At 65.5% G+C, this 20,397-nt stretch carries 19 protein-coding genes and 1 tRNA gene; 14 read left to right on the forward strand and 6 right to left on the reverse strand.

The window, feature by feature from the left end:
• Positions 1–79: 79 nt before the first annotated feature.
• The 3 genes from D5084_RS16285 to D5084_RS16295 are packed head-to-tail and all read right to left on the reverse strand — an operon-like array spanning position 80 to position 1,745.
• Positions 80–706 carry a metallophosphoesterase family protein gene (locus D5084_RS16285; RefSeq protein ID WP_162302462.1) on the reverse strand — a complete coding sequence of 209 codons (627 nt, stop codon included), beginning with the start codon at positions 704–706 and terminating at the stop codon, positions 80–82.
• Entirely contained in the window at positions 679–1,353 is a 675-nt protein-coding gene (locus D5084_RS16290) for a diacylglycerol/lipid kinase family protein (protein WP_274378903.1), read from the reverse strand. The genes D5084_RS16285 and D5084_RS16290 overlap by 28 nt, the downstream gene beginning before the upstream one ends.
• Positions 1,281–1,745, reverse strand: a complete 465-nt coding sequence (locus D5084_RS16295; RefSeq protein ID WP_128516569.1) for a lytic transglycosylase domain-containing protein — start codon at positions 1,743–1,745, stop codon at positions 1,281–1,283. Before D5084_RS16295 ends, D5084_RS16290 begins: the two co-directional genes overlap by 73 nt.
• Before the next feature lie 276 nt (positions 1,746–2,021).
• Here D5084_RS16295 and D5084_RS16300 point away from each other — a divergent pair, with 276 nt between their 5' ends.
• The 5 genes from D5084_RS16300 to pgi all read left to right on the forward strand — a co-directional run bounded on the left by D5084_RS16300 (position 2,022) and on the right by pgi (position 7,221).
• On the forward strand, positions 2,022–2,606 hold the full coding sequence (locus tag D5084_RS16300) for an HNH endonuclease (RefSeq protein ID WP_128516570.1): 585 nt from the start codon (positions 2,022–2,024) through the stop codon (positions 2,604–2,606).
• A gap of 91 nt (positions 2,607–2,697) precedes the next feature.
• Positions 2,698–3,396 carry an MgtC/SapB family protein gene (locus D5084_RS16305; protein ID WP_128516571.1) on the forward strand — a complete coding sequence of 233 codons (699 nt, stop codon included), beginning with the start codon at positions 2,698–2,700 and terminating at the stop codon, positions 3,394–3,396.
• 105 nt (positions 3,397–3,501) lie between these two features.
• Positions 3,502–4,953, forward strand: a complete 1,452-nt coding sequence (gene zwf, locus D5084_RS16310) for a glucose-6-phosphate dehydrogenase (protein WP_128516572.1) — start codon at positions 3,502–3,504, stop codon at positions 4,951–4,953.
• The gene (gene pgl / locus D5084_RS16315; RefSeq protein ID WP_128516573.1) at positions 4,950–5,621 is read left to right on the forward strand and encodes a 6-phosphogluconolactonase; all 672 of its coding nucleotides are present in this window, start codon (positions 4,950–4,952) and stop codon (positions 5,619–5,621) included. Before zwf ends, pgl begins: the two co-directional genes overlap by 4 nt.
• Position 5,622: 1 nt before the next feature.
• Positions 5,623–7,221 (forward strand): glucose-6-phosphate isomerase, encoded by a 1,599-nt coding sequence (gene pgi, locus D5084_RS16320; protein ID WP_128516574.1) that lies wholly within the window; start codon positions 5,623–5,625, stop codon positions 7,219–7,221.
• 75 nt (positions 7,222–7,296) lie between these two features.
• On the opposite strand, the gene D5084_RS16325 is transcribed toward pgi, so the two are convergent.
• The 3 genes from D5084_RS16325 to D5084_RS16335 all read right to left on the reverse strand — a co-directional run bounded on the left by D5084_RS16325 (position 7,297) and on the right by D5084_RS16335 (position 8,168).
• On the reverse strand, positions 7,297–7,650 hold the full coding sequence (locus D5084_RS16325; RefSeq protein WP_128516575.1) for a RidA family protein: 354 nt from the start codon (positions 7,648–7,650) through the stop codon (positions 7,297–7,299).
• Between the two features lie 58 nt (positions 7,651–7,708).
• A complete protein-coding gene (locus tag D5084_RS16330; RefSeq protein ID WP_128516576.1) occupies positions 7,709–8,023 on the reverse strand; it encodes a hypothetical protein in 315 nt (104 codons plus the stop codon).
• A 71-nt stretch (positions 8,024–8,094) separates the two neighbouring features.
• Positions 8,095–8,168, reverse strand: a tRNA-Gly gene (locus tag D5084_RS16335).
• 196 nt (positions 8,169–8,364) lie between these two features.
• On the opposite strand from D5084_RS16335, the gene D5084_RS16340 reads away from it, so the two are divergent.
• The 9 genes from D5084_RS16340 to D5084_RS16380 all read left to right on the forward strand — a co-directional run bounded on the left by D5084_RS16340 (position 8,365) and on the right by D5084_RS16380 (position 19,795).
• Positions 8,365–9,453 carry a LacI family DNA-binding transcriptional regulator gene (locus D5084_RS16340; protein ID WP_128516577.1) on the forward strand — a complete coding sequence of 363 codons (1,089 nt, stop codon included), beginning with the start codon at positions 8,365–8,367 and terminating at the stop codon, positions 9,451–9,453.
• Positions 9,450–10,700, forward strand: a complete 1,251-nt coding sequence (locus D5084_RS16345) for an extracellular solute-binding protein (protein WP_128516578.1) — start codon at positions 9,450–9,452, stop codon at positions 10,698–10,700. The genes D5084_RS16340 and D5084_RS16345 overlap by 4 nt, the downstream gene beginning before the upstream one ends.
• 100 nt (positions 10,701–10,800) lie before the next feature.
• Positions 10,801–11,874 (forward strand): carbohydrate ABC transporter permease, encoded by a 1,074-nt coding sequence (locus D5084_RS16350; RefSeq protein WP_128516579.1) that lies wholly within the window; start codon positions 10,801–10,803, stop codon positions 11,872–11,874.
• Positions 11,874–12,752 (forward strand): carbohydrate ABC transporter permease, encoded by an 879-nt coding sequence (locus D5084_RS16355; RefSeq protein WP_128516580.1) that lies wholly within the window; start codon positions 11,874–11,876, stop codon positions 12,750–12,752. Before D5084_RS16350 ends, D5084_RS16355 begins: the two co-directional genes overlap by 1 nt.
• Before the next feature lie 11 nt (positions 12,753–12,763).
• A complete protein-coding gene (locus tag D5084_RS16360; protein ID WP_128516581.1) occupies positions 12,764–13,759 on the forward strand; it encodes a glycoside hydrolase family protein in 996 nt (331 codons plus the stop codon).
• Positions 13,760–13,762: 3 nt separating this feature from the next.
• Positions 13,763–14,827: an ABC transporter ATP-binding protein gene (locus tag D5084_RS16365; protein WP_128516582.1), complete on the forward strand. Its 1,065-nt coding sequence runs from the start codon at positions 13,763–13,765 to the stop codon at positions 14,825–14,827.
• A 481-nt stretch (positions 14,828–15,308) separates the two neighbouring features.
• The gene (locus D5084_RS16370; protein ID WP_128516583.1) at positions 15,309–16,601 is read left to right on the forward strand and encodes an integrase family protein; all 1,293 of its coding nucleotides are present in this window, start codon (positions 15,309–15,311) and stop codon (positions 16,599–16,601) included.
• A 192-nt stretch (positions 16,602–16,793) separates the two neighbouring features.
• Positions 16,794–17,093: a helix-turn-helix transcriptional regulator gene (locus D5084_RS16375; protein ID WP_128516584.1), complete on the forward strand. Its 300-nt coding sequence runs from the start codon at positions 16,794–16,796 to the stop codon at positions 17,091–17,093.
• A 5-nt stretch (positions 17,094–17,098) separates the two neighbouring features.
• The gene (locus D5084_RS16380; RefSeq protein WP_128516585.1) at positions 17,099–19,795 is read left to right on the forward strand and encodes a DUF5906 domain-containing protein; all 2,697 of its coding nucleotides are present in this window, start codon (positions 17,099–17,101) and stop codon (positions 19,793–19,795) included.
• Positions 19,796–20,397: the final 602 nt, after the last annotated feature.

Genomic DNA, 20,397 nt, shown 5'->3' on the forward strand with positions numbered 1-20,397 from the left:
CCATCCAGATGCAACCCCCGCCGATCCATCCCAAACCCCATCCCAACCTCAGCTGTTGCGCTCCATTCTAGAGGTGAAGTTACGTTAACTTCTGCCACGCGGTCCCCGGGCGGGCGTAGACCTGAACCGGGCCGGGGGTGAACGCGGGCTGGCCGGGGGAAGCGAGCCAGCTTTCGACGGTCACTTTGCCGGGTTCCAGCTTCACCAGCGCGACGTCGTTGCTGTCGGTCTTGCGCCGGGTCGAGATCGCGGTGCCGACCTGAAGGAAGAGAACCCCGGCGGCGGTTTCGGCAAAGCCCGTGTGCGGCATGTGGGTATGGCCCGACAGCACGATGTCCGCCCCGGCCTGCGCCAGGGCGGCCAGCACCGCAACAGGGTCGGCGATGTCGGCAGGCGTGCCATCGGCGGCAGGCACCGGGGCGTGGTGCATCACGACCATGCGCCAGAGGCCGGGAGGCGCCGCAGCGAAACTGTCGGTCAGGCGCTGCAAGGACCGTCGGCGCAGGAGGCCCGATTTCCAGACGAAGGGATTGGCGGTGTTCACGCCCTGCACCACGGCATCGGAGAGGTGGGCGACGGGTTCCAGCTCTGGTCCGAAGGCGCGGCGGTAGGCCGCGAAGGGGGCCAGCAGCCGAAGGGGCAGGTTCCGCAGCGGCATGTCGTGGTTGCCGGGCACGATCAGGGCGGGGGCAGGCAGCCGGTCCACGAAGGCGCGCCCGCCCCGGCAAGGCGGCGGGGGGTGGAGACGATGACGTCGCGGCCATGATCCACCCGCTTGCGGATCAGCCGCCAGGCCAGACGCAGAAAGCCCAGACGGGTCTGCTGATGCGCCAGAAAGACGACGAAACGGTCGTCCGAAATGGCCTCGCCGCCTTCCAGCCCGAACTGGTCCAGCTGATAGGCCGAGCGCGCGACGAACAGCATCGGCGTGCGGATCCGCATCCGGGTGTCGTCATGATAGAGGTCCATCCGGTGCGGTGCCTGAAAGCGCAGGATCGTGCGCAGCGAGGCGATATGCGCCAGAAAGCGATAGCGCCTGAAGCGGGCATAGGTGGCTTCGCGTTCCTCGAGGATCGCGGGATACAGGCCGATGGCCACGTTGTTCAGGAACACCCGGCCGTTCAGCGTGCCGACCCGGATGTCGTGCGGCTGGCCGGAAAGGATGGCGCGGGCGGCGGCTTCGGGGTCTTCGGGCATGTTCAGGCCGCAGGCGAAGTAGTTGAAGGTGCCAAGCGGCAGCACCGCCAGGGCGGCTTGCGTCCCCCTTCGGTCAGGGGGACTTAGGTGCGCAGGCCGGTCTCTTCCAGAAGGCCCATGCGCTTGGCCTCGTAATAATAGCCCTTGGAATACCACATGACGGCCCGGTCTTCGGAGCCGCGCGCGACGAGCCAGGCCCCGCGCAGGTATCTGCCCGCATACATCAGGTTGGTTTCGGCATCGAGCAGCCCCTCGGGCGGGCCCTGATAGCCCATGGTCCGCGCGGTCTGCGGCAGGATCTGCATGAGCCCGTAATAGGGGCCGTTGCGGGCGGCGGGGTTGTAGCCGCTTTCGCGCTGGATGACGCGGTGAAGGAGGCTTTCGGGGATGTCGTGGATGCCCGCGTATTTGCGGACGAGGGCCCGCATCTCGGGCGTCGCACCGGGGGCCATCGGCGCGCGGGAGACCGGAGGCTGCACCTTGCGACCGCAGGCGGCAAGCAGGGCTGCGGCGGGCAGAAGGACAAGGCTGCGGCGGGTGAGGGGCATTGCGGGCTCCGGTTGCTGTCGCGGTTTGATAGCGGGGAGGGTGGGGCGCAGGCAACCCCGAGGGGGCCGGTTGGGCGACGACTGGCCGGCGGCGGCGGGGGCCGGCCGAGACTTCGTCACGCCGGTGTTACCCGGATCGGGCAGAAGGCCGGTGTGACACTCTGGCGCTTGGGGGTTGTCTTGGCGGATACGCCAGATATAGTTTCGTGCAACGGGGCGGGAGCACCCGCCCCCAAGGCCAAGGCTGACGGGCGACGTGCGGAGTCTTTGACGCAGATGGACGGCGATTTCAGAACCCAGTTCGTGCGCGATCCGGCCGCGCTGAAGCACTACCCCGCGCTGGTGCTGAATGCCGATTATCGTCCGCTGTCCTATTACCCGCTAAGCCTCTGGCCCTGGCAGGAGGCGATCAAGGCGGCGTTCCTGGACCGGGTGCAGATCGTGGCGGAATATGACGCGGTGGTGCACAGTCAGCGGCAAGAGTTCAGGATACCCAGCGTGGTCGTCCTGAAGGAATTCGTCAAACCCCAGAAGCGCGTGGCCTTCACGCGCTTCAATCTTTTTCTGAGGGACGAATTCTGCTGCCAGTATTGCGGCGCGAAGGGGGACCTGACCTTCGACCACGTGCTGCCGCGGTCGAAGGGCGGGATCACCAGCTGGGAGAACGTGGTGGCGGCGTGCAGCCCTTGCAACCTGCGCAAGGGGAGCCGCACGCTGAAGCAGGCGGGGATGTATCTGAAACGGTTGCCGAAGGCGCCGACGGCCGAGGAGATGCAGGCGCATGGCCGCCGCTTTCCGCCGAACCACCTGCATGAAAGCTGGATGGACTACCTCTACTGGGATGCCGAGCTGGACGCCTGAGGTCGCTGTCGGCTGTTACAGTGCCGTTACAAAAGCTTCACAAACTCGGGCTCCCGTGCTTTCTGGAGGCTTCCAGAGCAGGGAGCGCACCATGGATGTCACCTTTCACGCGGCGGCGCTGCACATGTTTACCGCGCTGGCCTGCGGGGCCGTCATCGGGTCGGAACGGCAGGTGCGACAGCGGATGGCGGGTCTGCGGACCAATGCGCTGGTCGCCCTCGGGGCAGCCGGGTTCGTGATCTTCTCGGGGCTGTTCCCCGACGAGGTCAGCCACACCCGCGTTGCCGCCCAGATCGTGTCGGGCATCGGCTTTCTGGGCGCGGGTATCATCTTCCGGGACGGGTTCAACATCCACGGGCTGAACACGGCGGCGACCTTGTGGTGTTCGGCTGGCGTCGGGATGATGGCGGGGGCCGGGGCCTGGGACCTGGCGCTTCTTCTGACCGGGATGGTCGTCTTCGTGAACCTTGGCCTGCGCCCGCTGGTGAAATGGCTGAAGCGCCACACCCGGGCCGGAGTTCCGCTTGGCCGTGGCTACCGGGTGATCGTCACGGTGACCGAACCGCAAGAGGCGATGGCGCGCAGTCTGATGCTGCGGACGCTGTCCCTGGGCGGGCTGCATCTGTCGGACATTGGCCTTTCCCCGGGCGAGGACGGCCGCGGCCTTGATCTGTCGGCGACGGTGACGGCGGAAGGTGTGGGCGAGACCGGCATCGAACAGGCGGTGCAGCGCCTTGCGGCGGAACCCGGCCTGATGCGGGTGCGCTGGCAGTCGCTGGATGAAGGCTGATCCCAGCCCAAGGTTCCCTCGGACGTGAGCGGGTGCTAGACAGAGCGGCGAGCAGGCTGTAAGAACGCGCCGTTAGCGCTAACAGCGCCCTCGCAGGAGACAGTCATGGTTTCGCGTGTCATTCCGGTCGATGTGTTCGATCTGGTGATCTTCGGGGGCACGGGCGACCTTGCGCGCCGCAAGATCCTTCCGGGGCTGTACCGGCGGTTTCTGGCCGGGCAGATGCCGGGCGACAGCCGGATCATCGGCGCGGCGCGGGCGGATCTGACGGACGAGAGCTTTCGCGCGCAAGTTCGCGAGGCGATCGGTGAATTCGTTCCGAAGGCGCGTCAGGACGAGGCGGTGATCGAGGCGTTTCTGGGCCGTATCCACTATGTCGCGATCGACGCGACCGGCACCAATGGCTGGGCGCAGCTGAAGGCACTGATGCGCGACAACGTGGTCAGGGCCTTCTACTTCTCGGTCGCCCCCACGCTCTTCGGTGACATCGCGCAGCGGCTGTCCGAACACGGGATCGCCGATGCCTGGAGCCGGATCGTGGTGGAAAAGCCCTTCGGGCGGGATCTGGCCTCGGCCCGCGCGCTGAACGCGGTGCTGGCCCGGCATTTCAACGAGACGCAGATCTACCGGATCGACCATTATCTGGGCAAGGAAACCGTCCAGAACCTGATGGCGGTGCGCTTCGCCAATATCCTGTTCGAGCCCCTGTGGAAGGCCGAATACATCGACCACGTCCAGATCACCGTGGCCGAGACCGTGGGGGTCAACGGGCGCGGGGCCTATTACGACAAGTCGGGCGCGATGCGGGACATGGTGCAGAACCATCTGATGCAGCTTCTGTGCCTGATCGCGATGGAGCCGCCCTATCACTTCGACCCCGACGCGGTGCGCGACGAGAAGCTGAAGGTGATCCGCGCGCTGAAGCCCGTCCCGCCGGAGGACATCGTGCGCGGGCAATACGGGCCGGGCAAGGACGAGCCGGGCTATCTGGTCCATGCCGAGAACCCGGCCAGCCGCACCGAAAGCTACATCGCGCTGAAGGTGCAGATCTCCAACTGGCGCTGGCAGGGGGTGCCGTTCTACCTGCGCACCGGCAAGCGGCTGCGGGCGCGGGCGAGCGAAATCGCCATCACCTTCAAGCAGCCGCCGCATTCCATCTTCGACGATGCGAGCGGCTGGCATGAGAACGTGCTGGTGATCCGGCTTCAGCCCAACGAGGGCATGAACCTGATGGTGATGATCAAGGAACCCGGCCCGGGGGGGATGCGCCTGATGCAGGTGCCGCTGGACATGTCCTTTGCAGATGCCATCGAGGACGTCGAGGATGTGCCGGACGCCTATGAGCGGCTGATCATGGACGTGATCCGCGGCAACCAGACGCTGTTCATGCGCGGCGACGAGGTAGAGGCGGCCTGGGCCTGGACCGACCCGATCATCCAGGGCTGGGAGGCGCGCGGCGACAGGCCGCAGGTCTATGATCCCGGATCCTCGGGGCCGGAAGATGCGTTGATGCTGATGCACCGCGACGGGCGGCGCTGGCGGGAGATACGCGAATGAAGCTGGAAACCTACCCCGACCGCGAAATGATGATGCTGCAAGTGGCCAATGTGATCGCCGGGCAGCTGGCCGATTTCCTGCGGCGCGAGGGCAGGGCTACGCTGTCGGTGCCGGGCGGGACGACGCCGGGGCCGATCTTCGACACTCTGTCGGGGGTCGATATCGACTGGACCAATGTCGCGGTGGTCCTGAACGACGAACGCTGGGTGCCGGAAAGTTCCGAGCGGTCGAACACGCGGCTGGTGCGTGAAAGGCTGCTGCGCGGCCGGGCGGCGCAGGCGCGGCTGGTGCCGCTTTATGCGCCCGCCGAGACGCCCGAGGAGATGCTGGCGGCGCTGGAGGATGGTCTGCGCCCGCATCTGCCGATCTCGGTCCTGTTGCTGGGCATGGGGGCGGACATGCACACGGCAAGCCTTTTCCCCGGCGCCGACCGGCTGGAAGAGGCGCTGTCGGCCGATGCGCCCCTGCTGTTGCCGATGCGCGCCGAGGCGGCGGGAGAGCCGCGCGTCACGCTGACCGCGCGGGTGCTGCGCGAGGCGTTCAACATCCACATCCTGATCACCGGGCCGGAAAAGCGCGAAGCCCTGGACCGCGCGATGAGCCTGACGCCGATGGAGGCGCCCGTGCGGGCGGTTCTGGACAACGCAACCGTGCATTGGGCGGAATGAGATGAGCAAATGGTCTGATCTTCAGCGGCTTCACGAGGTGAAGAAGGGCCGCCATATTCTTGATCTCTTTGACGAAAGCCGGGCCAGAGAGTTCTCGGTCACGGCGGACGGGATGCTGTTCGACTATTCCAAGACCAACATCGACGGCGAGACGCGGGCGGCCTTGCTGCGGTTGGCCGAGGTCGCGGGCGTGGCGGAAAAGCGCGCGGCGATGTTCTCGGGGGCGAAGATCAACGATACCGAAGGCCGGGCGGTGCTGCATGTGGCGTTGCGGGCCGGGGAGGAAGCGCGGATCGAGGTGGACGGCAAGAATGTCTTGCCCGAGGTCCGGCGGATTCGGGCGGCCTGTGCCGCCTTTGCCCGCGACGTGCGCTCGGGGGCCTTCCGGGGCGCGGGTGGCCGGATCACCGATGTGGTGAACATCGGGATCGGCGGGTCGGACCTGGGGCCTGCGATGGCCTGTCTGGCGCTGGCGCCCTATGCGGACGGGCCGCGCTGTCATTTCGTGTCGAACGTGGACGGCGCGCACATTCATGACGTGCTGCAAGGGCTTGATCCGACGACGACTTTGGTGATCGTCGCATCCAAGACCTTTACCACCATCGAGACGATGACCAATGCCGATACGGCGAAACGCTGGATGGCGGCGAAGGTGGCGAACCCGGCGGCGCAGTTCGCGGCGGTGAGCACGGCAAGTGACAAGACCGCCGCCTATGGCATTGATCCGGCTCGGGTTTTCGGGTTCGAGGACTGGGTCGGCGGACGCTATTCGATGTGGGGGCCGATCGGGCTGAGCCTCATGATCGCCATCGGGCCGGAGGCGTTCGATCAGTTCCTGGCGGGTGGTCGCGCGATGGACCGGCATTTCCTGGACGCGCCTTTCGCGGCGAACATGCCGGTGATGCTGGCGCTGGTGGGGGTCTGGCACAACCAGATCTGCGGCCATGCGACGCGGGCGGTTCTGCCCTATGATCAAAGGCTTGCGCGGCTTCCTGCCTATTTGCAGCAGCTGGAAATGGAAAGCAACGGCAAGCGTGTGGCCATCGACGGGTCGGACCTGGAGACCCATTCCGGCCCCGTGGTCTGGGGCGAGCCGGGGACGAACGGGCAGCATGCCTTCTATCAGCTGATCCATCAGGGCACGCGGGTGGTGCCCTGCGAATTCCTGGTGGCCAAGCGCGGGCATGAGCCGGACCTGGCGCATCAGCATCTTCTGCTGGTGGCGAACTGTCTGGCGCAGGCCGAGGCTTTGTTGCGGGGCCGGTCGCTGGAGGAAGCCCGGACGATCATGGCGAAGAAGGGGCTGACGGGGGCGGAGCTGGAGCGGCAGGCGCGACATCGCGTGTTCCCGGGCAACCGGCCTTCGACCGTGCTGGCCTATGAGCAGCTGACCCCCTTCGTTCTGGGCCAGATCATCGCGCTTTATGAGCATCGGGTGTTCGTGGAGGGCGTGATCCTGGGGATCAATTCCTTCGATCAGTGGGGGGTGGAGCTGGGCAAGGAACTGGCGCTGGCCTTGCAGCCGGTGCTGGAGGGCAAGGTGGGCACGGGCGGCAAGGACGGGTCCACGGCGGCGCTGGTCGCGTTCCTGCGGGGCTGAGCGCGCGATTTCCTTGCGGAAATCGGACCGGAGCCTGTGAAGGCTCCGATCCGGAAATTTCGAAATTTCCGGCGCTTACTTCAGCGCGGCGGTGACGATGATCTCGACCTTGTAGTCGGGGGTGGCGAGTTTCGCCTCGCCCGTGGCGCGGGCGGGGGTGTGGCCCTGCGGCACCCATTTGTCCCAGACCGAGTTCATCTCGGCGAAGGTGGCCATGTCGGCCAGCCAGATCTGGGCCGACAGGATGCGGGTCTTGTCGGTGCCGGCCTTGGCGAGGATCGCGTCGATGGCGGCAAGCGCCTGGGCGGTCTGGTCGGCGACCGAGCCGCCGGGTTCGCCCAGCTGGCCCGCGACCCAGAGGATGCCGTTGCAGGCCACGGCCTCGGACATGCGGGGGCCGGTGCCGTAACGGGTGATGTCGGTGTTCATGGGATGCTCCTTGATGGCGTCGGGCGGCTGGTTAGCCGGTTCCGGGGCCGAGGGAAAGCTACTTCACGCGGCGGCAGTTGAACTGGTCGCCGGTGGCGCCGGAGACCCAGGTGAGCCCCGTCTCGGTCACGGCGACCAGCGCGATGACATAGCCGTTGGCAAAGCGCAGCGTGTAGTTGCGACCGTCGCGGCGGACGGACTGGATCGGGTAGGTCGTGTCGCCGGTGTTGTAGGTGGTGTTGGTGAAGGTGAAGGTCTGGACCCCGCAATCCCAGCGGCCGACGAAGGCATAGGGCTCGGAGGGGCCGGAGGGGTCCTGGACACAGGCGGGCAGGAGAAGAAGAAGCGGCAGGGCGCGCAGGCGAGGGAACATGGAGGGCTCCGCGAAAGACGGCGCGAGGGTCGGGCGCAGCGCGCCTCTTGTCAACGGTCCAGGCGGAGGGATGGAGCGGGTGAAGGGAATCGAACCCTCGTCGTAAGCTTGGGAAGCTTCTGCTCTACCATTGAGCTACACCCGCATGCGCAGGGATTTAGCCATTCCGCCAGGAGAAGGCAAGCAGGTTGCTTTGGGATCCCGTCGGGCGCGGAAAAAGCGGGCACCGGGGTGGCAGAACGGGAGGCTTGACCGAATCCATCGAGCATGACACCGATGTCATGACACCGATGTCATGACATCGTTATCATGCGGTCGACACCGCACCTTGGGGGGGGACCATGTCGACGATCTACGACGTTGCGCATCGCGCGGGCGTTTCGCCCAAGACGGTCAGCCGGGTGCTGAACGGTGACGGGCCGGTCGGCGAGAAGACCCGCGAAGCCGTAGAGGCGGCGATGCGCGAGCTGGGCTATGTGCGGTCGAACGCGGCGCGGATGATGCGGGCGCAGAAATCGGGGATCATCGGGCTGATCACGGGCGCGATTTCCACCAGGAACCAGCCCTCGACCCAGCAGGGCCTGCCGGATCTTTACATCGTGCAGGGTATCCAGCGGGCGCTGGAATCCTCGGGCATGACGGTGATGATCGCCGATACTGCGGGGCGCAACGACCGGGTGCCGCATCTGATCGACACCTTCCTGTCGCACCGGGTCGAGGGGCTGATCTACGTCGCCGAATACCATCAGGAAGTGAACCTGCCGCAGCTGCCGGACGACACGCCGCTGGTGCTGGCAAACTGCTATGATTCGCGTGGCACGCCCTCGGTCGTGCCGGACGATCGCCGCCTTCAGGCCGACCTTGTCCGCAGGCTGATCGCCTCGGGTCATCGGCGGATCGCCTATCTGTCGCTGCGCCCGGACATGGCGGCGGGACGTCTGCGGCCCCAGGGCTATCGCGATGCGCTGGCCGAGGCCGGGCTGCCGTTTGACCCGGCGCTTCTGGTGCATGTGGACTTCGACCAGCCGGAAATCGGCCCGCAACTCTTGTGGGACACGATCGACCGGATGCTGCGCCTGCCCGAGCCGCCTTCGGTCCTGTGCTGCGGCAACGATCAGATGGCGATGATGGTCTATGGCATCCTGCGCAGCATGGGCCGCCGGGTGCCGGACGAGATCGGCGTGGCGGGGTTCGACAACTACCGCGCCATCGCCGAGACGCTGTTTCCGCCGCTGACCACGGTGGAACTGCCCTACAACGCCATCGGCGCCCGCGCGGGCGAGCGGCTGATGCACCTGATTTCCGGTGAAGGCCGGGATGACCACAGCCCGGTCCTGGTGGCCGGGCCAGTCCACTGGCGCGCCTCGGTCATCGAGCTGCGCCCCGAGAATGTCGTGACATTCAGAACCCTACGGGAGGAAAGCAAATGAAGATGTTCACCTTCGCGGCTTCGGCCGCGATCCTGGGCTGGACCTCGGCGGCCGAGGCGCAGCAGACGCTGACCATGTGGTACCACGGTGCCGGAAACGAGGTCGAAAGCAAGATCATCAACGAGGTCATCTCCGACTTCAACGCCAGCCAGTCCGACTGGAAGGTGGAGCTGCAAAGCTTCCCGCAGGCGGCCTACAATGATTCTGTCGTCGCCGGCGCGCTGGCGGGCAACCTGCCCGACATCCTGGATGTGGACGGGCCGGTGATGCCGAACTGGGCCTGGGCGGGCTATTTGCAGCCGCTGAAGATCGACGAATCCAAGATCGCCAGCTTCCTGCCCGGCACCAAGGGTGTCTGGAATGGACAGCTGTATTCGATCGGCCTCTGGGATGCCGCTGTCGCGCTGGTCACGCGCCAGTCAACGCTGGACGAGCTGGGCCTGCGCAAGCCGACGCTGGAGCAGCCCTGGACCAGGGACGAATTCATGGATGCGCTGGCCAAGGCCAAGGCGGCGGGCAAGTGGGACTATGCGCTGGATCTGGGCATGGCATGGACCGGCGAATGGTATCCCTACGCCTTCTCGCCCTTCCTTCAGTCTTTCGGCGGCGACATCGTGGACCGGTCCACCTACAAGACCGCGGAAGGTGCCCTGAACGGCGAGGCGGCGATGGCCTTCGGCGAATGGTGGCAGAGCCTGTTCAAGGACGGCTATGCCCAGGCGACGCAGGACCCGGCTGACCGGGACGGCGGATTCGCGGCAGGCAAGTATGCCTTTTCGTGGAACGGCAACTGGGCGGCGCTGGGGGCACTGGCGGCGTTCGAGGACACCGTCTTCCTGCCCGCGCCCGATTTCGGCAAGGGCCCGAAGATCGGGGCCGCCAGCTGGCAGTTCGGCGTCTCGGCCTCGTCCAAGCACCCGGAAGGGGCAGCGGCCTTCATCGAGTTCGCGTTGCAGGACAAGTATCTGGCGGCCTTCTCGAACGGCATCGGCCTGATCCCGGCGACCCCGACTGCGGCTGAAATGGTCGACAACTACAAGGCCGGTGGCCCGCTGTCGGTCTTCGTGGACTATTCGGCCAGGACCTCGCTCGTCCGTCCGGTGACGCCGGGCTATGTGGTGCAGGCCAAGGTCTTCGAGAAGGCGCTGGCCGACATCGCCAACGGGGCTGACGTGGCGGCGACGCTGGACGCAGCCGTCGACGAAATCAACGCCGACATCGAAAAGAACGGCGGTTACGGCCACTAAGGCCTTTCGGCCCCGGCCTGCGGGGCTCGGGGCCGGGTTCTCCCCGGAACAGACTGCTGGCGGTTCGCGCCGCCAGCCCTTTTCCCTTCGCGAGGCGATCATGGCGTCGAAGTTCACCGTGTCCAACCGGACGGGCTGGCTGATGGCGGGGCCGGCGGTCCTTCTGATCGCCGGATTCGTGATCCTGCCCTTCTTTCTGGCCATCGCGTTTTCCTTCACCAACCAGCGGCTGGTCTCGCCCAATCCGACCGAATGGGTAGGCCTGGCGAACTATCGCCAGCTTCTGGGCGTCACGACCCTGACGCTGGAGCCCGTGCGGGATGACAGCGGGGCGGTGGTGCTGAAGGACGGCGCGCCGGAATACCCCTCGCTGCGGACGATCACCCGCAACAACCCCGACCGCCCGGATCTGGCGGGCATGCGGGAGTGGTTCAGCTTTTCGCTGGGCGGAGACAGCCGGACCTATGTGCTGGCGCGCGACGTGGTGTTCATGAAGGCCATCGTCAACACCTTCATCTTCGTCCTTGTCGTCGCCCCCGTGCAGGCGGGGCTGGCCCTGGGCCTGGCGCTTCTCATCAACCAGCGCCTGAGGGGCATCAACGTGTTCCGGGCGATCTACTTCATGCCGGTCGTCGTCTCGATCGTCGTCGTCTCGCTGTTGTGGCGGCTGATCTATGACGGGCAGTCGGGACTTCTGAACAACCTGCTGGGGGCCGTCAGTTTCGGCCTGATCCCGAGGGTGGACTGGCTGGGCAATCCGTCCACCGCGCTGGGGGCGATCATCGCGATGTCGATCTGGCAGGCGGTGGGCTTTCACATGGTGATCTGGCTGTCGGGGTTGCAGACCATCAGCCCCACGCTTTACGAGGCCGCCGCCATCGAGGGCGCGTCGAAATGGCAGGTGTTCCGTTACATCACCTGGCCGGGGCTGCGGAATACCGCCGTCCTGATCCTGATCGTCATCACCATGCAGGCCTTCGGCCTGTTCGCCCAGATCGACGTGATGACGAACGGCGGGCCGCTGGACAGCACCCAGACCATCGTCTTCCAGGCCGTCGAGCGCGGCTATGGCAAGCAGGACATCTCGGGCGGGTCGGCGATCTCGGTGATCCTGTTCGTCATCGTGCTGTCGATTTCCCTGATCCAACGCTGGCTGACGCGGGAGAAGAGCTGATGGCCATGATCGCTGACGACAACCGCGGCCTGCGGCTTGCCGCCCGCTATGCGGTGCTGGTGCTGATCGCGGTGATCTTCGTCTTTCCGCTGGTCTTCATGGTGATGTCCAGCCTGAAGCCCACCCAGCAGCTGCTGGAGGATTCCGGCAACCTGCGTGCCTTCCTGCCGGTCGGCGACATCAGCCTGTCGAACTATTTCGCCGCCTTCCAGCGCGCGCCGGTGGCGAGCTTCGTGTTCAACTCGGTCCTCGTGACCGGGGTCACGGTGATCCTGTCGCTCCTCGTCTGTTCGGCCGCCGGATTCGCCTTCGTCTTCGTGCACTGGAAGGGGCGCGAGCTGTTCCTGTCGATCCTGCTGGCCACGCTGATCGTGCCCTTCGAGACCATCGCCATTCCGCTGCTGCTGATGGTTGCGAACCTGCCCTGGCTGGGGCCGGAGGGCGTGACCTGGGGCTGGCTGAACAGTTACCGTGTGCAGATCGTGCCCTTCATCGCCGATGCGCTGACGATCTTCCTGTTCGTCCAGTATTTCAAGGACCTGCCCGGAGAGCTGATCGAGGCCGCCCGCGTCGAGGGGGCAAGCTGGTTCCAGATCTACCGGCGGATCGTCATGCCCCTGTCGGGCCCGATCCTGGCCACGGCGGCGATCCTGAAGTTCCTGGTGATGTACAACCAGTATCTCTGGCCGCTGATGGTCACGCAGGAAGAAGGCTACCGCCCGGTCATGGTCGGCCTGCAATACTTCTTCCAGCTCAACGTCGCCTGGGGCGAGGTCATGGCCTATCTGAGCCTGATAACCGTCCCGGTCCTTGCCTTCTACCTTTACCTGCAGAAAGCCTTCATCGCGTCGATCGCCTCGACCGGCGTGAAGGGCTGACGGAGACCCCCATGTCCTTCAAGCACAACGATCTCTGGTTCTGGGACAGCTGGTATGTCCGGGATGGCGACATCTGGCACGGCTATTTCCTGCAAGCGCCGAAGTCGCTGGGCGACCCCGATGCGCGGCATCTGAACGCGACGCAGCGCCATGCGGTGTCGAAGGATCTGGTGAACTGGACCGACATGGGCACCACCTTCGAGCCGCAACGGAACGGTGCCGCCTGGGACGACAGCACGACCTGGACCGGATCGGTGGTCAGGTGCGACGACGGGCTGTGGCATCTGTTCTACACCGGCACCTGCCTGGCCGAGCAGTCGCTGTATCAGCGGATCGGCCATGCGACCTCCACCGACCTGCACAACTGGACCCGTGTGGGCGACGGGCTGGCCCTGGACCTGACCGGGCCGAACGCCGACTGCTACGAGAAGGACCACGCCATCGGCCACTGGCACGACCGGGCGATGCGTGACCCCTGGGTGATGAAGGACCCCGAGGGCAACGGCTGGCTGATGTATTTCACCGCCCGCGTGCCGGGCGTTCCCGAACCCAACGCCGGCGGAGCGATCGGCTTTGCCACCTCTCCCGACCTGATGAGCTGGACCCTGCTGCCCCCGGTGTTTCACGGCGGCTTTGGTCAGCTGGAGGTGCCGCAGGTGTTTCAGGTGGGCAAGCACTGGTACTGCCTGTTCTGCACCTCCTCTACGCACTGGTCCGAACAATACCGCCGCGACAACCCGCAGGCCCCGGTCACCGGCAGCCACTACCTGATCGCCGATCATCCGCGCGGCCCCTGGCGCATCGCGCCGGGTGCCTTCCTTGACGGGGCCGAGCCCTGCCGGCGCTATGCCGCCCGGATCGTGGACGGGCCGCAGGGTCTGGTGATCCTGGGGTTTGCCGACAGCGGCAAGGTGACCTTCGGCGGTTACATCATGGACCCCGAGCCGGTGCGCATCGGCCCGGGCGGCCTCTTGCAGGTCGAAACCCTTGCCCAGGCGGCGGAGTAGCAGATGGCACGCGTATCGCTGAGGAACGTCAGGAAAAGCTATGGCACCGCCCATGTCATCAAGGGCGTGGACATCGAAATCGAGGATGGCGAATTCTGCGTCTTCGTCGGCCCCTCGGGCTGCGGGAAGTCCACGCTGCTGCGCATGATCGCGGGGCTGGAGGACATCACCTCGGGCGAGTTGCGCATCGGCGACCGGCTGGTGAACGACCTGCCGCCCAAGGACCGCGGCGTGGCGATGGTGTTCCAGTCCTACGCCATCTTCCCGCACATGACGGTGCGCGAGAATGTGGCCTTCGGGCTGACCATCGCGGGCGCGTCGAAAGAGGAGAAGGACGCGAAGGTCGCCGAAGCCGCGCGCATCCTGCAGATGGAGCATCTGCTTGACCGCCGCCCCAGCCAGCTTTCCGGCGGCCAGCGCCAGCGCGTCGCCATCGGGCGGGCCATCGTGCGGAAACCGGAGGTGTTCCTGTTCGACGAGCCGCTCTCGAACCTCGACGCCGCGCTGCGGATGGACATGCGGATGGAGATCGGCAAGCTGCACCAGCAGCTGGGCGCGACGATGGTCTATGTGACGCACGACCAGGTCGAGGCGATGACGCTGGCCGACAGGATCGTGGTGCTGAAGGACGGTCAGGTCATGCAGATCGGCGCGCCGATGGACCTGTATCACGACCCTGCGAACCTGTTCGTGGCCGGCTTCCTGGGTGCGCCGTCGATGAACTTCCTGAAAGTGACGGTGCAAGGGGTGAACGGCGGCAAGGTGCTGGTGTCGAACGAAGCGCTGGACCCGGTCGAGGTGTCGGGCAAGCGCGGGCCGTTCCGGGTGGGCCAGCAGGCGATCCTTGGGCTGCGGCCGCAGTATCTGTCGGTGGCCCGGGGCGTGGGGCGGCTGCATGGGGCTGTCGCGCTGACCGAGCGGCTGGGGTCAGAGACGGTGCTGGAGGTGACGCTGAAGGATGGCACGCCGGTGATCGCGGCGCTGGCGCAGGATGCGGTGTTCCCGATCGGCGCACAGGTGAACCTGGAGTTCGACCCGGACCGCGTGCACCTGTTCCAGGAGCCGTGACGCCTCGCGTCAGGGCGCGGAAGATGTCGCCCGATGTGCCGCCTCCCTGCGTGTTCCCGCGCAGAGCGTCCTTGCCCTGCGTCTGGTCGTGGCGGGGCAAGATCGGCGACACTCTGAAAACCGGCAAGGCTCCTGCGCTGGCAGGGCGATTTCGGCACGTCTTGCGTTCCAGTCCGGGCAGATCCTGCAAGGCTAGCCCACCAGGGGCCGCCCTTGCGGGATGGCGAGCAAATTCTTGCTTTTTCTGGGATTTCTGGCTCCGGCGGTAGGGATCGAACCTACGACCAATTGATTAACAGTTACTGGTTTACGCGCTGTGCCGCCTAGGATAACCTAGGACGACTGTGCTAGAACACCAACAAACGCAAGCGTTTACAGGGTGTTGCTCCGCAGTCGTCCCCGATCCGGCCTAGGTCGGTGAAGGGACCGGACCGGGCCAAGACTAGTCCTAGGGCAGTCTTACAGTGAGTGGAGCGAGCGAGTGACGACGAAACTGACCGACGGAGCCGTGGAGCGGCTCCCCTTCTCCGAAAAGCAATACACCGTGGCCGACGCGACGCCGGGGCTATTCCTCGTGATCGGTCCCGCCTCGAAGACGTGGACGGCGCGGGCGAGCGGACCGGACCCGAAGACCGGCAAGAGCCGCCAGCACAAGAAGGCGCTCGGACACTTCCCCGAGATCAGCGTGAAGACTGCGCGAGAGCTGGCCGGAGAGTGGGCGAAGACGATCCGACAGGGGACGGCCCAGCGCAGCGAGACGACGCTGGCGGAGGGCTGGGAAAACTACCGCCGGTGGCTGGTTGCGAACGGGCGCAGCGTCGCGACGATCCGGGGCTATGAGTATGGCATGAAGCTCCTCGAAGACTTTCACGGCGCGACGCTGCGGCATCTCTCGGACAACCGGCGGCTGATCCACGAGCGGGCGCTCGAAGTCCTCGAAGAGATCGGGCAGGGAGCCCAGAACAGCCTGATCCAGACGCTAAAGGTGATCTACAACTTCGAGCTGGCCCGCGATACGTCGCTGCCGCCGATCCCGCCGACGTTCGGGCTGAAGGTCATCACGCTAGAGCGCGACCGGGCGATGGGCGGGCACGAGCTGGCCGACTGGCTTGCGCAACTTGAGGCAAACGTCTCCTCGCCGGTAAAGCGGGCGTTCTGGTGGTTTCAGCTTCTCAGCGGCGCGCGGACCGGCGCTCTGCGGCGGGCGAAGTGGGAGCATATCGACCGCAAGCGCCGCGTGTTGACGATCCCCGAGGACAAGAACGGCGGTTACGACCTGCCGCTGTCGCGCGAGATGATCCGGGCTCTGGTGCGCGCCGCTCGGGCGGGACGGGCGCTGAATCCGCTCGCCGCTTCGACGTTCATCTTTCCCCGCGATCCGCAACAGACGAGCGCCGACGACTTTATGGGCCATCCCGAGCCCCCGGGCATTCGGCAGGACGAGAAGCGCGCGAAGCTCGCCTATTACAACCACGACCTTCGCCATTCGTGGCGCGGCTTCGCCGACGACGCCGGATTGAGCGAGGCAGACAAGGACGCTCTGGGCAACTGGAAGCCGAAAGGTCAGGGCGGTCGATACACCAATATCTCGAAGCGCAAGGCGGACCGGCTGCGTGAGCTTCAGGAGCAAGTGACCGCCGAGATATTGTCGCACCTTCCGAAGGATCGGCCCGGTAAGCCGTTGACGCCCAAGCAGAAAGCCGCTCCCGCCGGGCAATCCGGTAGCGCCGAAATCGTCCCCTTTACGAACGTGAAGCGACGCGCTACCGTTTGAGGCACTATAACCCGGGCGGGGTTGGAAGAGATCAATGCCTGCGGTCCCCTCCGACCTTCTCGACGGCTCCGGCTGTCGGGGAGGAGGAAAAACCTAGAGGGGGTCACACCAAGACGGCAGCGAGCGCAAGGCCCCGTAAGCTCCTCGCGCCCACCACGACGCAGGACGCCCTAGCGAAAGCTGGAGGCGTCTATGCGTGTGTCGGATGACACTGAACAACTCGTTGCGCGGGCCGCGAAGATCGCGGCGGCGGAGCTTCTCGAACAATACGTGGCGAAGAACCCGAGCGGTCAGGTGATCGCGCCGGAATGGCTCACGCCGGATATGGCGGCGACCTATATCGGCGTGTCGGTCGAAACGCTCGCGAAGTGGCGACAGCGGAACAACCCGGTGAAGGGTCCCCGCTTCGCCCGCATCGGCGAGCGCGTCACGCGGTATCGGAAAGCCGACCTCGATGCGTGGTGCGAAGCCCAGCTCCAGTCGAAGGAGTGAGGGCGATGAGCGGCGAGCGGCACAAATCCGTCCGGTTCCTGCAGGGGCTGTTTCCCGACAAGTCGGCGAAGGTCCAACTTGTGCGGATCAGGAAGGCGAAGGACGACGACAAGCAAACGAGGCGCTTCGCCGGGATCAGCGTCGAATACGTGAACCCCCATACGGAAGCTCCGAAGATCGTCGGGTGGATTGACGAGCGGAACGGATCGACCGCCCGATGGGATTACTACTTCGCGCTGAACGGCGTGCTACCCGACCTTCACGACAAGGCGAGGAAGGAGCACACGCACCTATTCCGGGGCTTTCACGTTGATATCGACTGCGGCGAAGACCCGGAAGCCCAGAAGAAGGCGCTGGCGAAGCTGACGACCGAGCGCCCCAAGGGCGTTCCCGAGCCGACGGCGATTGTCGCCTCGGGCGGCGGGTATTGGGCGTTTTGGATGCTGGCCGAGCCCATCGAGGTCGGAGCCGGGGCGGAACAGGACACGCAGCTTGTCGCCAACCTCGAAGACGTGAACGAGCGGCTGCGCGACATCTTCGACGGCGATACCGGCACCACCGACATATCGCGCATCGCGCGGCTCGCCGGGACGAACAACTTCGCGTCCGACAAGAAGCCGCACCGCACCGACAAGCTCGCGATGGTGATTCACGACGATTGGGGCACGGGACAGACGCCCCGCCGCTACACGCTGGGCGACTTCGTGAAGCTCCCGGCTGCTCCGCGCAAGCGAGAGCTGGACGAGAAGGCGCGGCTGTCGGTAGGTGTGGCGAAGGCCGAAGGGGATGCCCGCGCGTGTCCTCCGGCAGCGGAGACGTGGAGCTGGGCGGCGCTGGGCTATGCGGTCGATGCGAAGGACCCGACGACACCCACCAACCCGGACGTGCTCAGCGCCGTGATCGCGCAAGGTCCCGACGGGCGGGTAGGGCTCGACGGCATCGACCCAGGCACGAGCTGGAAGAAGCCCGACGGAAGCTGGAACCGCTCCGAAGCGGTCTTCTGGGTGTGCGCCGAGATGGACCGGCGGGGCGTGCCGCCCGAAGTCGCGGCGGCGGTGATCCTCGACCGGAAGATGCTCATCTCCGACCACCTCTACAGCCACGTCGCGGGCGACGGCGCGCGGGATCGGTTCAAGCGCGAGATGTATGCCCGTCGGCAAGTCGAGCGGGCGATGAAGGCGAACGACCTCGCGCGGCTCGCGATGCTGAACGACCCGGACCCGCCGCACAACCTCGAAGACTTCCGCGAGTGGTGCGCGCTACGCTACGCGACCGTGGAGAACGTGGGCAACAAATACCGCGTCTTGATCCGCGAGGGCGTGGACACCGATCAACACACCTTCATGACGGTGGCCGAGTTCAAGCGGCGCTTCGACGGCTTCACGGTCGGCTGGCCGAAGGAGGTGAAGGGCGAAACCATCTTCGAGCCGAAACACGCGGGCGATGCGTTCCTGTATGATCCCCAGCGGGTGCGCTACCGGGGCATCGTCTTCGATCCGCGCGGCGACCTCGCGGGACCTCGCGACTTCAACGAGTGGCAAGGCTTCGCGCCCTACCTCGGGCCGAAGATCGGCACGTTCAACTTGTTCCGCGAGCTGGTCGAAGGCGTGATCTGCTCCGGCATTGATGAGCACTACCGCTACCTTTGGCGGTGGATGGCGATGCCCATTCAGCAACCCGGCTACAAGCACGGCGTCGCCGTCGCGCTGCGGGGCGACTACGGCACCGGCAAGACGAAGTTCGCGGAACGGTATGGTGATCTGTTCGGACCGCACTTCGTGAGCGTTTCCGGCACCCGGTCGGTCGCTGGGCACTTCAACGCCCACCTGCATAAGCGTCTGCTCGTGCTCGCCGATGAGATCCACGCCCATCATGGGGCAGAGGTCTGGGCCGCGCTGAAGAAGGCGATCACGGGCGAAACGATGATGGTCGAGTTCAAAGGTGCGGACGCCTTCGAGACGCGGTGCTACTTCAACCTGATCGCGGCGGGGAACGACGTTCAAATCCTGAAGGTCGATAGCGAGGAGCGGCGCTGGTTCGTGCCGACCATAAAGAACACCCGAAAGCAGGACAAGGTGTGGTTCGCGAAACTGGACGCGGAGTGGGCCGACGGCGGCAAGGAGGCGCTGTATCACCACCTACTGCACGAGGTCGATACGACTGGCTTCGAGACCGAGCCCCATCCCCGCACGGCGGGCTTTCGCGAGCAGGCGAGGCACTCCCTGAAGGGTGCTGAGAAGCTGGTCGATGCGTTCCTCAGCGCGGCGACGGTGCCGCCTATCCGCCATCCCGATACTGAGGAGATGGTCGGACCGTTCTTCCGCAACGGCGCGAGCGGCACGCCTAAGCAGGTCTTCGTCTCGACAACGGCACTTCTCGATTGGGGGCAGAAACAGCGGCTGGTCCCGAACGACGACGGGGAGAGACAGCGGATGATTACAGGCGTCGGGCTAGAGCTGAAGAAGGCGGCGATCCCCGTCAACAGCGAGGATGACAAGCGCGTCCATCTTCGAGGCACGTCGCGATACGTCTACGGCGCTTGGCTAGACGACGTGCGCGAGTGCCGCCGCCGTTACGCGGAGGCGAAGAATTGGGACCCGGCTGTAGCCTACAAGGACTGCCCGAGAGAATGGGACGTGGGCGACGATCCCGACCGGCGCGGCTCGACGCGGCGGCGCGACCCCGGCGAGGGGATATTCTGATGCTGTGGTGCTCGGTCTGTTCGGGAGGTGAGGTATGCCGTAGGGGGGTGTCCGACAGGGGTGTCGTAGGGCTAAGTGTTTGTAAGCGTTGCGCGAATTGCGCTCGAAAGTGTGTTTTCGGCAGTTCGGCTGGTTCGGTGCATCACCTACTGCGGAGAAATCCGCCTAGGGGGTATCGCTCTCTCCTTCTTCTCTCTCTTTCTCTTACTATAGAAACTATAGAAGCTATCAAACTAGGGAGAGAAGCCCTTGAGAAGATTGCGGATTTCCGTCCGACAGTCCGATTGGGGGTAGGGGAATACGCCTGGGCTACTTGGCAAGGGATGGGGTGCGATGGTGCGGGTAGCTCGATTGGGCTCCTGCAGGACGTTTCGCCGATCTGTCCTTCGACATCAAGAAAAAGGTCTGTACTTCTTACCTATTTGCACTCCGCAACAGCCCGAGCGCACCCGATCCGCAGCCCGTTTAACGGTCCACTAGTTCATCGTGCCACCGGACCTCCCAATCTTCCTTGGGCTTCGGGCATCCGGGGCCACCAGCCGCCTACGATTAGGACTAGCGAACACAGTCCTAGCCAAAAACGCACACACGAAAGGAACACA

Source organism: Tabrizicola thermarum, assembly GCF_003574395.1.
Lineage (GTDB): Bacteria > Pseudomonadota > Alphaproteobacteria > Rhodobacterales > Rhodobacteraceae > Tabrizicola > Tabrizicola thermarum.

Excerpts from the sequence above, each read along its gene's own strand:
- D5084_RS16295 (WP_128516569.1), bottom strand. The coding sequence starts at position 1,745 with ATGCCCCTCACCCGCCGCAGCCTTGTCCTTCTGCCCGCCGCAGCCCTG.
- D5084_RS16325 (WP_128516575.1), bottom strand. The coding sequence starts at position 7,650 with ATGAACACCGACATCACCCGTTACGGCACCGGCCCCCGCATGTCCGAG.
- D5084_RS16300 (WP_128516570.1), top strand. The coding sequence starts at position 2,022 with ATGGACGGCGATTTCAGAACCCAGTTCGTGCGCGATCCGGCCGCGCTG.
- zwf (WP_128516572.1), top strand. The coding sequence starts at position 3,502 with ATGGTTTCGCGTGTCATTCCGGTCGATGTGTTCGATCTGGTGATCTTC.
- D5084_RS16375 (WP_128516584.1), top strand. The coding sequence starts at position 16,794 with ATGCGTGTGTCGGATGACACTGAACAACTCGTTGCGCGGGCCGCGAAG.
- D5084_RS16355 (WP_128516580.1), top strand. The coding sequence starts at position 11,874 with ATGGCCATGATCGCTGACGACAACCGCGGCCTGCGGCTTGCCGCCCGC.
- pgi (WP_128516574.1), top strand. The coding sequence starts at position 5,623 with ATGAGCAAATGGTCTGATCTTCAGCGGCTTCACGAGGTGAAGAAGGGC.
- D5084_RS16380 (WP_128516585.1), top strand. The coding sequence starts at position 17,099 with ATGAGCGGCGAGCGGCACAAATCCGTCCGGTTCCTGCAGGGGCTGTTT.
- D5084_RS16305 (WP_128516571.1), top strand. The coding sequence starts at position 2,698 with ATGGATGTCACCTTTCACGCGGCGGCGCTGCACATGTTTACCGCGCTG.
- D5084_RS16350 (WP_128516579.1), top strand. The coding sequence starts at position 10,801 with ATGGCGTCGAAGTTCACCGTGTCCAACCGGACGGGCTGGCTGATGGCG.
- D5084_RS16345 (WP_128516578.1), top strand. The coding sequence starts at position 9,450 with ATGAAGATGTTCACCTTCGCGGCTTCGGCCGCGATCCTGGGCTGGACC.
- D5084_RS16360 (WP_128516581.1), top strand. The coding sequence starts at position 12,764 with ATGTCCTTCAAGCACAACGATCTCTGGTTCTGGGACAGCTGGTATGTC.
- D5084_RS16340 (WP_128516577.1), top strand. The coding sequence starts at position 8,365 with ATGTCGACGATCTACGACGTTGCGCATCGCGCGGGCGTTTCGCCCAAG.
- D5084_RS16365 (WP_128516582.1), top strand. The coding sequence starts at position 13,763 with ATGGCACGCGTATCGCTGAGGAACGTCAGGAAAAGCTATGGCACCGCC.
- pgl (WP_128516573.1), top strand. The coding sequence starts at position 4,950 with ATGAAGCTGGAAACCTACCCCGACCGCGAAATGATGATGCTGCAAGTG.
- D5084_RS16330 (WP_128516576.1), bottom strand. The coding sequence starts at position 8,023 with ATGTTCCCTCGCCTGCGCGCCCTGCCGCTTCTTCTTCTCCTGCCCGCC.